General features: G+C 44.9%; 14 protein-coding genes. 6 read left to right on the top strand and 8 right to left on the bottom strand.

Annotated elements, in window-relative coordinates; all coding sequences use genetic code 11:
• Positions 1 to 122: 122 nt before the first annotated feature.
• From AO382_RS05870 to pstS, 7 genes are all read right to left on the bottom strand, one after another.
• Positions 123 to 1,613: a Ppx/GppA phosphatase family protein gene (locus AO382_RS05870; protein WP_064618967.1), complete on the bottom strand. Its 1,491-nt coding sequence runs from the start codon at positions 1,611 to 1,613 to the stop codon at positions 123 to 125.
• A gap of 12 nt (positions 1,614 to 1,625) precedes the next feature.
• Positions 1,626 to 2,675: a phosphate regulon sensor histidine kinase PhoR gene (phoR, locus tag AO382_RS05865; RefSeq protein ID WP_227512544.1), complete on the bottom strand. Its 1,050-nt coding sequence runs from the start codon at positions 2,673 to 2,675 to the stop codon at positions 1,626 to 1,628.
• Positions 2,672 to 3,364 carry a phosphate regulon transcriptional regulator PhoB gene (gene phoB, locus AO382_RS05860; protein WP_064618964.1) on the bottom strand — a complete coding sequence of 231 codons (693 nt, stop codon included), beginning with the start codon at positions 3,362 to 3,364 and terminating at the stop codon, positions 2,672 to 2,674. The genes phoR and phoB overlap by 4 nt, the downstream gene beginning before the upstream one ends.
• Positions 3,365 to 3,655: 291 nt before the next feature.
• A complete protein-coding gene (gene pstB, locus AO382_RS05855; RefSeq protein ID WP_049237765.1) occupies positions 3,656 to 4,462 on the bottom strand; it encodes a phosphate ABC transporter ATP-binding protein PstB in 807 nt (268 codons plus the stop codon).
• A gap of 101 nt (positions 4,463 to 4,563) precedes the next feature.
• On the bottom strand, positions 4,564 to 5,436 hold the full coding sequence (gene pstA, locus AO382_RS05850) for a phosphate ABC transporter permease PstA (protein WP_064610670.1): 873 nt from the start codon (positions 5,434 to 5,436) through the stop codon (positions 4,564 to 4,566).
• Between the two features lie 10 nt (positions 5,437 to 5,446).
• On the bottom strand, positions 5,447 to 6,409 hold the full coding sequence (pstC, locus tag AO382_RS05845) for a phosphate ABC transporter permease subunit PstC (RefSeq protein ID WP_049237728.1): 963 nt from the start codon (positions 6,407 to 6,409) through the stop codon (positions 5,447 to 5,449).
• 107 nt (positions 6,410 to 6,516) lie between these two features.
• On the bottom strand, positions 6,517 to 7,656 hold the full coding sequence (gene pstS / locus AO382_RS05840; protein ID WP_064618960.1) for a phosphate ABC transporter substrate-binding protein PstS: 1,140 nt from the start codon (positions 7,654 to 7,656) through the stop codon (positions 6,517 to 6,519).
• A gap of 348 nt (positions 7,657 to 8,004) precedes the next feature.
• Between pstS and AO382_RS05835 the strand changes: the two genes are divergently transcribed.
• The 5 genes from AO382_RS05835 (at position 8,005) to AO382_RS05815 (ending at position 11,837) form a co-directional block, all read left to right on the top strand.
• Positions 8,005 to 8,832 carry a M48 family metallopeptidase gene (locus AO382_RS05835; protein WP_064618957.1) on the top strand — a complete coding sequence of 276 codons (828 nt, stop codon included), beginning with the start codon at positions 8,005 to 8,007 and terminating at the stop codon, positions 8,830 to 8,832.
• A gap of 43 nt (positions 8,833 to 8,875) precedes the next feature.
• Positions 8,876 to 9,196, top strand: a complete 321-nt coding sequence (locus AO382_RS05830) for a BolA family protein (RefSeq protein ID WP_064618954.1) — start codon at positions 8,876 to 8,878, stop codon at positions 9,194 to 9,196.
• Positions 9,197 to 9,265: 69 nt separating this feature from the next.
• Positions 9,266 to 9,658, top strand: a complete 393-nt coding sequence (locus tag AO382_RS05825) for a hypothetical protein (protein WP_064618951.1) — start codon at positions 9,266 to 9,268, stop codon at positions 9,656 to 9,658.
• 3 nt (positions 9,659 to 9,661) lie between these two features.
• Positions 9,662 to 11,371, top strand: a complete 1,710-nt coding sequence (locus tag AO382_RS05820; RefSeq protein ID WP_064618948.1) for a SulP family inorganic anion transporter — start codon at positions 9,662 to 9,664, stop codon at positions 11,369 to 11,371.
• A gap of 139 nt (positions 11,372 to 11,510) precedes the next feature.
• Positions 11,511 to 11,837: a beta-lactamase hydrolase domain-containing protein gene (locus AO382_RS05815; RefSeq protein ID WP_064618946.1), complete on the top strand. Its 327-nt coding sequence runs from the start codon at positions 11,511 to 11,513 to the stop codon at positions 11,835 to 11,837.
• Positions 11,838 to 11,884: 47 nt separating this feature from the next.
• On the opposite strand, the gene AO382_RS05810 is transcribed toward AO382_RS05815, so the two are convergent.
• A complete protein-coding gene (locus AO382_RS05810) occupies positions 11,885 to 12,613 on the bottom strand; it encodes an RluA family pseudouridine synthase (RefSeq protein ID WP_064611688.1) in 729 nt (242 codons plus the stop codon).
• Between the two features lie 198 nt (positions 12,614 to 12,811).
• Here AO382_RS05810 and trxA point away from each other — a divergent pair, with 198 nt between their 5' ends.
• Positions 12,812 to 13,132, top strand: coding sequence for a thioredoxin (trxA, locus tag AO382_RS05805; protein WP_003657354.1), 321 nt, complete (start codon positions 12,812 to 12,814; stop codon positions 13,130 to 13,132).
• The last annotated feature ends 84 nt before the right edge of the window (positions 13,133 to 13,216 follow it).

The following is a 13,216-nucleotide window of genomic DNA, read 5'->3' as shown; positions in this document are numbered from 1 at the left end:
TATTATACACCAAAAATATATGCCGTCAAGCCATTTTTACAAAATTTTTGCAATTATTTGTCAAAAACTGAAATCTTATGCCAACTTACTGATTTATAATAAAATTTCATCAATATAATCCATCAAACGCTTGACACCGTCAAACGCACGCCCCATTTGGCAAACCAATGCGCTTCATCTTGAATATCAATGACACACGCCTGATGTTCGGGGCGATCGATTTTTACGGTCACATGCCAGTGATTATCGTCAACGGTAAGTTTTAGCTGATGTTTGGATATCTCAAAACGCCCATGATTCGCAACGACAGATAAGCGTAATAAAAGTGCCAAATAAACCAAGCCCACGCCCCCATTTTTGATAATTCGGTCGCAGTCATCCCCATTGATGGCGCGGCGATGATAACGAACCAGCCAAGACAGCTTTTCTTGATCGGTACGAGAAAACCCCGCCATATCTGCATGCCTGAGTAAATAGCTTGAATGCTTATGATAGCTACTATGCCCAATGGCAAGCCCTACTTCGTGTAATAAAGCTGCACGCCTAAGCATGTATTCACCTTCTATCGCTAAGCCTAAGGGTTTATGAACCTGATTAAACAGCGAGCCTGCCGTCTTGGCGACACGCTTGGCTTGTTTTTTATCGACACCAAATCGATCAATCAACATCGCCACCGAGTCATCACGCACATCATGAAAATCCATGCGTGATAACATGTCATACATCACACCCTCTCTAAGTGCACCATCACAGTATCGAAGCAGGCGAATCCCAAACACACGCATGATCGCAAGTAAGATCGCCACACCTGCAGGAAAAATGCCTTTGTGGTGCGACTTAACACCTACCATATCGATGGCATCAATATGACCACAAGCAATCAAAGACGATTTTAATTGCTCCACGCCTGCCACAGTGATCTCACTACCCAACCCAAACCCTGTGATTGCTTGTTGGATGGTCTTAATCGTACCCGATGATCCCACAGCTTCCTCAAAACCAGTTTTTTTATAGTGGCTACCATACTTAATGATTTCTTTTTGGGCGACATAAATCGCCTTTTCAAAAGACAGTGCGTTGATGTTGCCATCTCCAAAAAACTGCTGAGTAAAACCTGCAACGCCCATTTGCGTGCTTTCGGTGAGTATGGGATTTAGATTTTTGCCAATAATCAGCTCTGTTGAGCCGCCACCAATATCAACCACAAACCTTTGCTGATGACTTGGGCAGGTGTGCGATACGCCCAAATAAATCAGCCGTGCCTCTTCTCGTCCTGAGATAATCTCAATATGCACAGGTAAAATATCATTGGCACGCACGATAAATTCTTGGCTATTGACAGCACGCCTTAGTGTATTGGTCGCCACGACACGCAACCGAGAATTATTCACATCACCCAAACGCCCTGCAAATCGTGTCAAGCATTCAATACCACGGTCAATAACAGCCGATGATAAGTGATTGTATTCGTCAAGTCCCATCGCCAATTGTACTTTTTCGCTCATCGAAGCGATGCGTCTGAGCTGATCGCCATGGCGTTCAACGATGGCCAAGTGGATACTATTTGAGCCGATATCGATAGCGGCTAATTTTTCGGTATCTGATAGGGGCATCTATTATATCGCTTATGTTGACAAGGTCTGTGTAGAGATGGTTTGAATTTTAGGGAAAATAATACGAAACATAGAACCGACGCCTTCTTCTGAGCTAATTTCTAGGCGGGCGTTATGCTTATTTAGCACATGCTTAACAATGGCAAGTCCAAGCCCCGTCCCACCTGTCGCACGGCTACGCCCACTGTCTACCCGATAAAATCGCTCAGTCAGCCGCTCAAGATGCTCGCCACCAATCCCAATACCATTATCCGTCACCGACAGATGTACATCGCCATCATCTTCTTCATAGATAATATCAATCATGCCGCCTGACGGTGTATATTTGATGGCATTTAAAACCAAATTAATAATCGCACTGTACAAATAAGCCTCAATGCCCAAAATATTTTTATCAGTGTCCAGATGAATATCAATCAGATGCCCAGCTTGGTTGCTGGCAGACGCTTGATCAAACACCTGCATCAGCAGGCGTGGCATATTGACCTCAGCCATTGGCTTGGTTTCGTCACTTTCAAGGCGTGATAGCATAAGTAAATCATTGATTAAGTCATTCATGCGAATGGCTTGCTCGTGCATGAGTTTTAGTCCACGCATCCACGCAGGTTTAATATCATCAGTTAGTGTAAAATTTTCAAGATAACCCAAAATCACTGTCAAAGGCGTGCGTAGTTCATGCGATACATTACCCACAAAGTCTGTCCGCATCTGCTCAAGCTGCTGCATGCGTGTATAATCTTTGATGATGACCGCACAGCGATGATCAACCAGTCGCATCAAGCTTAGGTTTAGGACATTACCGATAATCGTAGGGTGATTTTGGTAAAACGAACTGGGCAAGCTTTGGTCTTGATAAATATCATAAAGCTTTTTAAATACGCTATTTTTAAATATCATACTTGGCAAGATAGGAGCATGCGTATCATCAGAGGTGATGGCAAGTAAGCTTTTGGCGGCAGGATTGATGTATTCAATTATCAAGCGACTCATATCCATGACCACAATACCATCGGTCAAATTTTCTACCAATAAACCAAAATCGACCGCAGAGTATTTCATCATGATTTATCCGAAAACCGATAACCTGTACCACGCACTGTTTGAATCAGCGTATCTGCCTTAAAAGGTGCTAGTAGCTTACGCAGACGGCGAATATGTACATCTACCGTACGCTCATCAATATAAACATTACCGCCCCACACCGCATCCAAAATCTGAGTGCGTGTATAAGCTCGCTCTGAGTGCGTCACAAAAAAGCAAAGCAGACGGTATTCGGTACTACTCATAGTGATCTCAGCATCACCTGCCATAACTCTTTGACTGGCTGTGTTGATGGATAAATTGCCCGCCTGCATCAGCTCTTTGCCCATGTCGATGCCTGTGCGGCGAAGCACTGCCTTGACTCGGCTGATCAATTCTCGAGTACTAAAAGGCTTGGTAATATAATCATCAACACCAGCATCTAATCCATAAACTTTATTATCCTCTTCACCTTTGGCGGTGAGCATAATGATAGGAATGTCAGCGGTTGCTGGGTTTTTCTTGAGTCTGCGCGCAAAATCAATCCCAGACTCTCCATGTGGCATCATCCAATCCAATAAGATCAAATCAGGTTTTTCGTCGACCACAGCCACATAAGCGCCTTGGGTGTCATAGGCTTGAACCACATCAAAATCTGATAAATCCAAAGTTCCTGTAATCAGCTCATTGATGGCAGGTTCATCTTCAACAACCAAGATTTTTGCACTCATAGATGACGAACTCCCTAAAACGGCTTTTGGGTAGATTGAATAAGGCTTTTGGGTAAGGGCTGAGTTAAATTGTAACATAAATATTGTCCGATAACAGCCACAAATCATGGCTTAATTCGTTTAACAAACTTTAATTAATTCATAAAAGTAAGAAGACATCGACCAAAATAAAACCCAAGGGGTGCTAAGCACGCCTTGGACTGTCCGCCAAAGCCCTTTGACCGATCAAAACGACACCTTTGATCGCCCCACCAAAGCTTGGGCCCAAGACAGAGAATCTTGCTTGATCAATCAGCCGTGACGACCAGCGATATAATCTGCCGTTGCTTGATTTTGCGGATTGTTGAAGATTTGGCTAGTTTCGCCCATCTCAATCATATCGCCCAAATACATATAAGCGGTGAAGTCAGAGCAGCGAACCGCTTGCTGCATGTTATGCGTTACGATTGCGATGGTATAGTCTTGTTTTAGATCATGGATCAGCTCTTCGATCGCACCTGTTGATATGGGATCTAGTGCTGATGTCGGCTCATCAAGTAGCAACACTTCAGGGCGCGTCGCCACACTGCGAGCGATACATAGACGCTGCTGCTGACCACCTGATAAAGATAGACCTGATTTTTTCAACTTGTCTTTTACTTCATTCCATAGGGCAGATTTTTGAAGTGCCCATTCAACGCGATCGTCAAGCTCAGATTTAGATAAATTTTCATATAACTTCACACCAAACGCCACATTATCATAAATTGACATAGCAAATGGGGTTGGCTTTTGAAACACCATGCCAACGCGCGCGCGTAGCAAGTTAACATCGACGCGGCTGTCTAAGATATTTTGGTTATCCAAGATAATCTCACCTGTTGCACGCATACCTGAGTACAGGTCATACATACGGTTTAGCGTGCGCAAAAGCGTTGATTTACCACAGCCTGATGGACCGATGAAGGCCGTAACTTTTTTATCCAAAATATCTAAATTGATATTTTTGAGCGCCTTATAATCACCATAATAAAAGTCAAGATTACGCACTTGTACTTTGGCGGCAGTTTGGCTTAGAGTTTTATCATCGGTATTGCTATCAGTAAACGCTGTGTTCATGGTTGGGTTTAGACTTTGGTTAAGTGTATTCATGTTGAGTTTTCCTTATATTTGGCAAGTGTTCAAACACTTTGGCTATGTTGGCTAAGATCAATTGACTCTTAATGCGCTTTGGACGATAAAGCACGAGCGATGATATTTAACAGTAATACCGCAAAAGTGATCAGTAACGCCGCTGCCCATGCCAAAGCATGCCAGTTGTCATACGGACTCATCGCAAACTGATAGATGGTATTTGGTAAGTTTGCCATCGCTTGAGACATATCCGTGCTAAAGTATTGGTTATTTAGCGCGGTAAATAGTAACGGCGCAGTTTCGCCAGCAATACGAGCAAAAGCAAGCAGCACGCCTGTAATCACACCTGCTTTGGCGGATTTTAGGGTAATGTGGCTGACCAATTTATATTTTGGTGCGCCTAGCGCATAGCCTGCTTCGCGTAGGTTATTGGGCACAAGTAGCAGCATGCTTTCTGTGGTACGCACCACCACAGGAATCACAATCACCGCCAAGGCAACAACGCCCGCCCAGCCTGAGAATCCGCGACCTTGAACCATCAAAGCAAATACGAACAAACCAATCACAATAGAAGGCGCTGACAGCAAAATGTCATTCATAAAGCGCGTGGCACGACCAAGCCAGCCACCTTGGTCAAATTCTGCTAAGTACACGCCCGTCAAAATCCCAATCGGTGTACCCACCGCAAGACCAGCAAAAGAAATCATGATCGAACCGACAATGGCGTTACGCAGACCACCTTCAACCATCGGCGGTGGTGTATCCATACCAAACACTGGCATAGACATCAAGCCTTGGATACCTTGGGCAAATAACGTCACCAAAATCCAAGCCAACCAAAACAGACCAAAAGTCATCGCAACAGCGGTCAATCCCATCGCAAAGCGGCTCACCGCACGGCGGCGATGATACTTTGGCATATGGATGCGATTGGCAAAATTTGCTTTTTCATTAATCATGGTATTATCCTTATTTTCCAGCTCGCTTGTCGATCTTCATCAGCATAAGCTTAGAGGCTGATAATACAATGAAACTAATCACAAACAGAATCAAACCTAAGTGCAGTAGCGACGATAAGTGCATCTCGCTTGAGGCTTCAGCAAATTCGTTAGCCAAAGCTGAGGTGATCGATACCCCAGAAGTAAATAGGCTTGTATTGATATTAAAGGTGTTACCAATCAAGAAAGTCACCGCCATGGTCTCACCAAGCGCACGGCCCAAGCCCAAAATCAGACCACCGACCACACCCGCTTTGGTATAAGGCAGGACAACTTTGGTAACAACTTCCCAAGTAGTCGCACCCATGCCATACGCTGACTCTTTTAGCAAATCAGGCACCACCAAAAACACATCGCGCATGGTCGCAGCGATGAATGGAATGATCATAATGGCAAGTACCAAACCTGCTGTGAAAAGACCGATACCAATAGGCGCACCAACAAACATCTGACCGATGATCGGCAGTCCTGCCAAATGATTGATTAGCCATGGCTGCACAGTATCACCGAACCAAGGGGCAAAGACAAACAAACCCCACATACCATAGATAATCGATGGAATACCAGCAAGTAGCTCAATGGCGATACCCAATGGCTTTTTTAGGAAGTTTGGGCAAAGTTCTGTCAAAAAGACAGCAATACCAAAACTGACTGGCACGGCAATCACGACCGCGATAATGGAGGTGACGATTGTGCCATAAATTGGTGCCAATGCACCGAACTGACCAGCGACTGGATCCCAGTTACTGCTGGTATAAAAATTTAAACCAAATTCGCGAATACTCGGCATTGCACCAAAGACTAGTGACAGCATGATACCGCCTAAAGTCAAAAGTACAAGCAGCGCAGACAGTTTGGTTGTCCAAACAAAAGCGCCATCAAGTCGCTTTTGGCGACTGAGTCTGGCGGCGAGTGCTGAGTTTTGGGTGGTCATTTGGGAATTCCCCTGATTTTGCTAAATTGGCTGTATTTTAAGAAATAGTGGGCTTGCCAATTCTGACAAGCCACATTTCAAGAAGTCATCGCAGCTTATAGGGCAGCTTATTGTGCATAAACTGCATTGCCGCTTGAGTCTTTCACTTCGCTCCAGCTTGCCTTGAACAGCTCAACCGCTTTGTCGCTGAATGGTACATAGTCAAGATCTAGCGCTGCTTGGTCACCATTGGTGTATGCCCAGTCAAAGAATCTTAGAACACCAGCAACTTGCTCAGGATTTTCTGGGTTTTTGTGTACGATGATGAAAGTTGCAGCAGCGATTGGCCATGCGCCTGCAGTTTCTGAGTTGGTTAGCACTTGGTTAAAGCCAGGTGCTGCTGACCAATCGATGTCACCTGCAGCAGCGAAGCTGTCAGCTGATGGCTGAACAAATTCGCCTGCGGCGTTTTTAAGTGCTACATGAGACATGCCATTTTGCTTGGCGTAGGCGTATTCTACATAGCCGATTGAGTTTTTGATGCGGCTAACATAGCTTGCTACACCTTCGTTACCTTTACCAGCAGCGCCTGAAGAAGCGGTTGGCCATTTGATGGCTTTGTCCACGCCCACTGAGCTTGCCCAGTCAGTTGAAACTTTATTTAGGTAGTCAGTGAAGTTAAAGGTCGTGCCTGAACCGTCTGAACGGAATACTGTGGTGATGTCAGCATCTGGCAGTGTCAAATCTGGGTTAAGTGCAACAATCGCAGGGTCGTTCCACTTCGTCACTTTACCCAAGTAGATATTTGCCAAAGTTTCGCCATCTAGCTTAAGCGCGCCAGCTTCGATACCTTCGATATTCACCACAGGTACAACACCGCCGATCACTGTTGGGAACTGGATTAGGTTTTCAGCATTTAGCTCATCCACAGTCAATGGCGCATCTGAAGCACCGAAGTCAACAGTTTTAGCGATGATTTGCTTGATACCACCTGATGAACCGATTGATTGATAGTTCACTTGACCGCTGGTAGCTTCTTTGAAATCAGCTGACCATTTGGCATAGATTGGTTGTGGGAAAGATGCGCCTGCGCCTGTGATGTTGATAGTAACTTGTTCCATAGCGGCTGGGGCAGCGTCAGCTGGAGCTGCTGTCGTTGCAGCTGGTTCTGGCTGAGCCGCTGCAGCTTGTTCGTCTTTTTTGCTACAAGCAGTTAGCGCGATAACAGCAGCGACAGATAGGCCGATCAATTTGATGTTCGTTTTCATCATAACTCCGTTGGGTAAACTCTATTAAGGATATGGATGTTAAAAGCTAAGGAGATTTATCACATAAGTTATGCGTATTGTAAAAATCGTGCATGACGATTTAATGACTGATAGATGACGGTTATATGAAAATTATATGACAATTTGATGACAAGGCTTTTGGCGGGTAGGTCAGGTGAGCTTTAAATAAAATGGCTTTTTAAAAATAGCTACTTAAATAGTGATTCTATAAACAATGATAATTTGTGAATTTTTTATTGAGATGGCTAGGCTTATAGATGGCTTTGGTTTATAATCACGACAAGCATGACAATTTTAAGGCATTAAAGTCATTACGGCAGGGTAAATATGCAACATTTCATCAAAAAAAATATTTTGGCAGTGACTTTGGCGGCGGCTACGACCACAACCATAGTTGGCTGTGCTAGCACAACCAGTGCAGGCGTGGTAGGTGCTGACCGAAAACAGCTATTGTTAATTTCAAGTCAAGAAATCATGCAGCTATCTCATCAAGCCTATTTACAAACCATTAATGAAGCACGCACCAAAGGTCGGCTTGATAACAATACCGCTCAAGTTCGACGCCTTCACCGCATCGCCAATCGTCTGATTCCACAAACAGCGGTTTTACGCCCAGATGCAACCAGTTGGGACTGGAAAGTACACGCCATCACCGACAATCAAATCAATGCTTATGTCATGCCGAGTGGTAAAATTGTCTTTTATACTGGCATTATTGAGCGTCTTAGATTAACTGATGCTGAGATTGCAGCTGTCATGGGACATGAAATGGCGCATGCTTTGCGTGAACATTCACGAGAAAAAGCCAGTCGTCATATTGCCACCCAAGGTGCGCTTAGTATAGCCGTGAATGCCCTTGGATTGTCAGGTGGGCAAGCACAATTGGTTGGCTTGGCAGGTCAGCTTGGATTGGATTTGCCGCACTCACGCACCCAAGAAGCAGAAGCTGATAAAATTGGCATTGAGCTGATGGCTCGTGCAGGCTATGACCCAAATGCTGCAGTCACTTTATGGCAAAAAATGCAGTCAGCTGGCGGTAATGGCATGCCACAGTTTTTAAGCACACACCCAAGCTCTACCAATCGCATTACCAATTTAAAAGCCTTAGTGCCAACAGTGATGCCACTATATCAAGCATCACAAAACATTCATTAACCCAATTAAGCATCTTAAATTAAGTAATTATTAAGTAATTATCATGAATAATCAAACAGCAGAGGCATTGACTGCAGCACTACAAGCACTCAGCCCAAGCGTACTATTATTACAAAATGAAAGCCATATGCACGCAGGCTATTTTGAAGGCAAAGAAAGCCACTTTAAGCTTGTGATCGTCAGCGACGCTTTTGAAAAACAGCGTCTGGCGGCTCGCCATCAGACAGTCTATACCTTGGTTCAGCCTTTTTTGACTGTCAGCGGTGGCATGGTTCATGCCCTTGCTATTCACGCTTATACGCCTAGCGAATGGGTACAGCTTGAGCAAGCGCCCAACAGCCCCTTGTGTGCTTCTCGTCGCTGATAATTTGCCTTGGCTTCATGGTCTATGATTAAGTTAAGGCTAAAAATTGATTTTAATAGGGATTTTATGATGAAAAAATTCATGATCGCCGCAGCCTCTGCTATCGCATTGGCAGGCTGTGCCACTACTGGCAATATCACGCCGCAGTATGTCAATCCCAACGTGTATCACAGCTATGACTGCACTCAGCTGCAGTCAGAAGTGCGCCGCGTCACCATTTTGGTCGAAAGAGCTCAAAATGAGCAAATTGGTTTATCCGCCTCTGGCATTGGGATCGGTGTGACAGGCAGCCGCCACGGCATCTATCCAAGCATCAGCTGGGGTGTGGGCACCAATAGCAGACAGCGCGCCGCCAAAAAAGAGACACTCTCTCGCTTATATGGTGAGCATGATGCCATGATTCTTGCCGCTCGCCAAAAACAATGTGCATTTGCCCAAGGTGTGAAAATCTACGGAGAATAACTGATGAGAGTACAAAATCTACTGCCTCATTGGGCTTTGCAGCTCATTCAGCATCCGCGCACGGCTCTATCAGACATCCCTGCTGGGCTTATGATGGCGGTATTGGTTATCCCTCAAAGTCTCGGCTATGCCGCCTTGGCGGGTCTACCGCCCATCATGGGTCTGTATGCTGCCATCGCACCTGTGATTGTCTACGCATGGATAGGCGCCAGCAGCGTCTCATCTATCGGTCCAGTGGCCATTACCGCCATCATGACCGCATCAGCACTGACTGGCTATGCCGCCGGCAGCTTACAATATACATCACTTGCCATTATTCTTGCCTTTATGGTGGGCGGGATTTTATTGATCGCTGGGCTGATTCGTTTGGGCTGGATTATGCAGTTTGTCAGTCGCGGCGTCGCCTCAGGATTTATCAGCGGGGCAGCAGTATTAATTATTTTTAGTCAAATCAAGCACATCATCGGCGTCCCTTTAAATGCTGACAGCTTGATTGACCTGTTTTTAAGTGTTTATACCAGCACTCAGCCCATCCATCTGCCGACAGCTTTACTTGGGGTTAGCGCCACCTTTTTATTGATCATCAGTCGTTATGGTGAGGCGATGATTTGGGGCTGGCTGCCGACTCAGTGGCGCGGCTTTGGCAATCGCTTTTTTGTCATTTTAATTGTCGCCCTCTCCATTTGGCTCAGCCATCGCATGGAATTTGAGCAAATGCAGATCAGATTGCTACAACCTTTGCCCACAGGATTACCCAAAATCGCTTTTCCCAATTTTTCTGTAACCACTTTATTAGATTTATTACCCTCGGCGCTTTTGATCGCGCTGATCGCTTTTATTTCGTCAAGTACGATCTCAGCACAGCAGGCACGGATACGCGGTGAGCCATACGATGCCAACAAAGAGCTTGGGGGCTTAGGTTTGGCGAACATCACCAGCGGTGCCTATGGTGGTTTTGCGGTCGCAGGCGGTATCTCGCGCACCAGCCTCAACCTGTCTGTGGGCGCCAAAACACCGTTAGCGTCCATCATTTGCGCCTTGGGCGTGCTAATGATCTTGCTTTTTTTGGGGCGCTATTTGGAAGGTCTGCCCTATGCCATTTTGGCAGCAGTGATCATCAGCTCTGTCATCTCGATGGTTGATACCAAAACCTTTATCAGCGCGTGGCAGCTGGATAAATTCGATGCCATTTGTTTTGGTATCACCTTCTTTACCTCGATTATTTTTGGTTTAAATAGCGGTTTGGTTGTCGGGCTTTTGGCAAGTTTTGCAGCGATGATTTATCGGACACACCAAGTACGCATTGCGATCGTTGGGCGTGTTGGCGACAGCGAGCATTTTCGCAATATTGAGCGACACGAAGCAACCACTTTTGATGGGCTGTTACTTTTACGCATCGATGAAAGCTTGTATTTTGGTAATGCTCAGTCCGTTCTTGCCAATTTAACCCAGCTGTCTGACGACCCCAGCATTCATGACATTGTCCTGATTATGACTGCGGTCAATCACGTCGATTTATCCGCCCAAGAGATGCTTATCACCTTCAATCACAGCTGCATTGAGCGTGGTCAGCGCCTACATTTAGCTGAAGTCAAGGGTCCCGTGATGGATGTTCTAAAGACAAGTCCGGTGGTTGAAGATCTGTCAGGGCGCATTTTTTTAAGTGCCAATCAAGCCGTACAAAGTCTAACCAAGCCTAGTACAGATCTTTGAACTAGCCCTGCCTTATTCCATTTTGAAACAATGACAGCTGTAATCGCTAAATACCGTCATAAGCTTATGCCAAATCACAATTGCAAGTCATCTTGGCATTGGGTATCATAAATCCAAAACAAATATCAAGGATTCACCCATGCACAGTCAAATCACCCTTTACAAACAAATCCATCCCAAGCAGTGTGATGGGCTTGCCAAATTAGGCTTTAAAAGCCTGATTAATCTGCGTTTTGATGATGAAATTGATGGGCAGCCCAAAGGGTCTGACATTGCTCAAAGTGCTAAAAACGCTGGACTTAGCTATCATACCCTGCCGATTGATATTGACGACATCCATCTCGCTCAAGCCCAAGCATTCGCCGATCTGATTAACCACGCACCAAAACCTGTGATGGTATTTTGTGGCACAGGCTCACGCGCCAAGCGTCTGTATCAATGTGCTGTCGTTTCTGGGCTGATCTGATGGATTTGGTGCATGGTCTTTGGGTCATCAGCCAATAAATACACCGCCTAAAATGGCACTGGACTGACCCAATCCATCCAAATGCCGTGCGTTGGGTGCTTTAAGCGAAGCTTGTGTGCATGTAAATTCAACCGATTTGACAGTTTGAGTGCCACATCTTCAGCATAAATGGGATCGCCAATCATCACATGACCCAAATGCACCATATGCACCCTAAGCTGATGGCTACGCCCTGTGATGGGCTTGAGTGCTACTCGAGTCACAGGATACGCCCTACCATTGTCATCACAGCGTAATTCATGATGCATCACCTCATAATGAGTCAACGCCCGTTTATTCCAATCCATATCAACAATATGGCGTGGCTTGGTGGTTGGTTCATAGCGTACAGGTACATCGACGACACCCTTTTTATCATCTATCATCAGGGTTCCAAACACAACCGCTTGATATTCTTTTTGGGGAATACGGTCAATGAACTGCTTACTAATGTGCGTTTGAGCCTCACTGGATTTGGCAAAAATAATCAGCCCTGAAGTATCCATATCCAATCGATGAATCAGCTTAATATTTGGATTGATACGCAAAAGTCGTGACTGCAAACTGACCTTTAGCATGCGTCCATCAACACTCAAAAGCCCAGCTGGTTTATCTAGTACCCAAATGTTCTCATCTTCATAAATGGTGATTGATTTGGCAAATTCATGAAAAAATAGGTCATCATGCGAAAGCTCTAGTGCATTCATACGCAAAATATCAGCATCAGTTAAGGTCATCTTTTATTTGCTCAATCAGTAAATTTAATAAATTCAATTGCTCTGCCTAAGGCTTGGGGCAACAAGGCTGTTATTATATCATGACTTGACATTCAAGCTGACATCTTGAATTTTTTTACAATAAACCACATAATACTTAATCATGGCAATCGTCATTTAATCCACTGTAAAACTGTTAAATTAAAAAGGAAGCAAATTATGTCAATTATTAACGCTACTGATGCAAGCTTTGATACCGATGTTGTAAATTCTGATGGCTTGGTTTTGGTTGATTTTTGGGCTGCGTGGTGTGGTCCATGTAAAGCCATCGCCCCTGTGCTAGAAGAGCTGGCTGAAGATTATCAAGGTCGTGTCAAGATTGTCAAAGTTGATGTTGATGCCAACCCACAATCTGCAGCTCGTTTTGGTATTCGCAGCATCCCAACCTTATTTGTTTTTAAAAATGGTGAGCGGGTAGAAACTGTGGTTGGTGGTCGTCCAAAATCTGAGTTTGCCGCTTTGCTTGACAAGCACTTATAATAACTCGCCTGATCTTAAGACCTGATTTGATCCACGGTTCAAATCAGGTTTATTTTTGCATAAAATGTTTGATAATTTACCCCA

Origin of the sequence: Moraxella catarrhalis (assembly GCF_001656295.1) — a bacterium.
GTDB lineage: Bacteria > Pseudomonadota > Gammaproteobacteria > Pseudomonadales > Moraxellaceae > Moraxella > Moraxella veridica.
This window is presented reverse-complemented; position numbering and strand designations above follow the sequence as displayed.

Excerpts from the sequence above, each read along its gene's own strand:
- AO382_RS05870 (WP_064618967.1), bottom strand. The coding sequence starts at position 1,613 with ATGCCCCTATCAGATACCGAAAAATTAGCCGCTATCGATATCGGCTCA.
- phoR (WP_227512544.1), bottom strand. The coding sequence starts at position 2,675 with ATGATGAAATACTCTGCGGTCGATTTTGGTTTATTGGTAGAAAATTTG.
- phoB (WP_064618964.1), bottom strand. The coding sequence starts at position 3,364 with ATGAGTGCAAAAATCTTGGTTGTTGAAGATGAACCTGCCATCAATGAG.
- pstB (WP_049237765.1), bottom strand. The coding sequence starts at position 4,462 with ATGAACACAGCGTTTACTGATAGCAATACCGATGATAAAACTCTAAGC.
- pstA (WP_064610670.1), bottom strand. The coding sequence starts at position 5,436 with ATGATTAATGAAAAAGCAAATTTTGCCAATCGCATCCATATGCCAAAG.
- pstC (WP_049237728.1), bottom strand. The coding sequence starts at position 6,409 with ATGACCACCCAAAACTCAGCACTCGCCGCCAGACTCAGTCGCCAAAAG.
- pstS (WP_064618960.1), bottom strand. The coding sequence starts at position 7,656 with ATGAAAACGAACATCAAATTGATCGGCCTATCTGTCGCTGCTGTTATC.
- AO382_RS05835 (WP_064618957.1), top strand. The coding sequence starts at position 8,005 with ATGCAACATTTCATCAAAAAAAATATTTTGGCAGTGACTTTGGCGGCG.
- AO382_RS05830 (WP_064618954.1), top strand. The coding sequence starts at position 8,876 with ATGAATAATCAAACAGCAGAGGCATTGACTGCAGCACTACAAGCACTC.
- AO382_RS05825 (WP_064618951.1), top strand. The coding sequence starts at position 9,266 with ATGAAAAAATTCATGATCGCCGCAGCCTCTGCTATCGCATTGGCAGGC.
- AO382_RS05820 (WP_064618948.1), top strand. The coding sequence starts at position 9,662 with ATGAGAGTACAAAATCTACTGCCTCATTGGGCTTTGCAGCTCATTCAG.
- AO382_RS05815 (WP_064618946.1), top strand. The coding sequence starts at position 11,511 with ATGCACAGTCAAATCACCCTTTACAAACAAATCCATCCCAAGCAGTGT.
- AO382_RS05810 (WP_064611688.1), bottom strand. The coding sequence starts at position 12,613 with ATGACCTTAACTGATGCTGATATTTTGCGTATGAATGCACTAGAGCTT.
- trxA (WP_003657354.1), top strand. The coding sequence starts at position 12,812 with ATGTCAATTATTAACGCTACTGATGCAAGCTTTGATACCGATGTTGTA.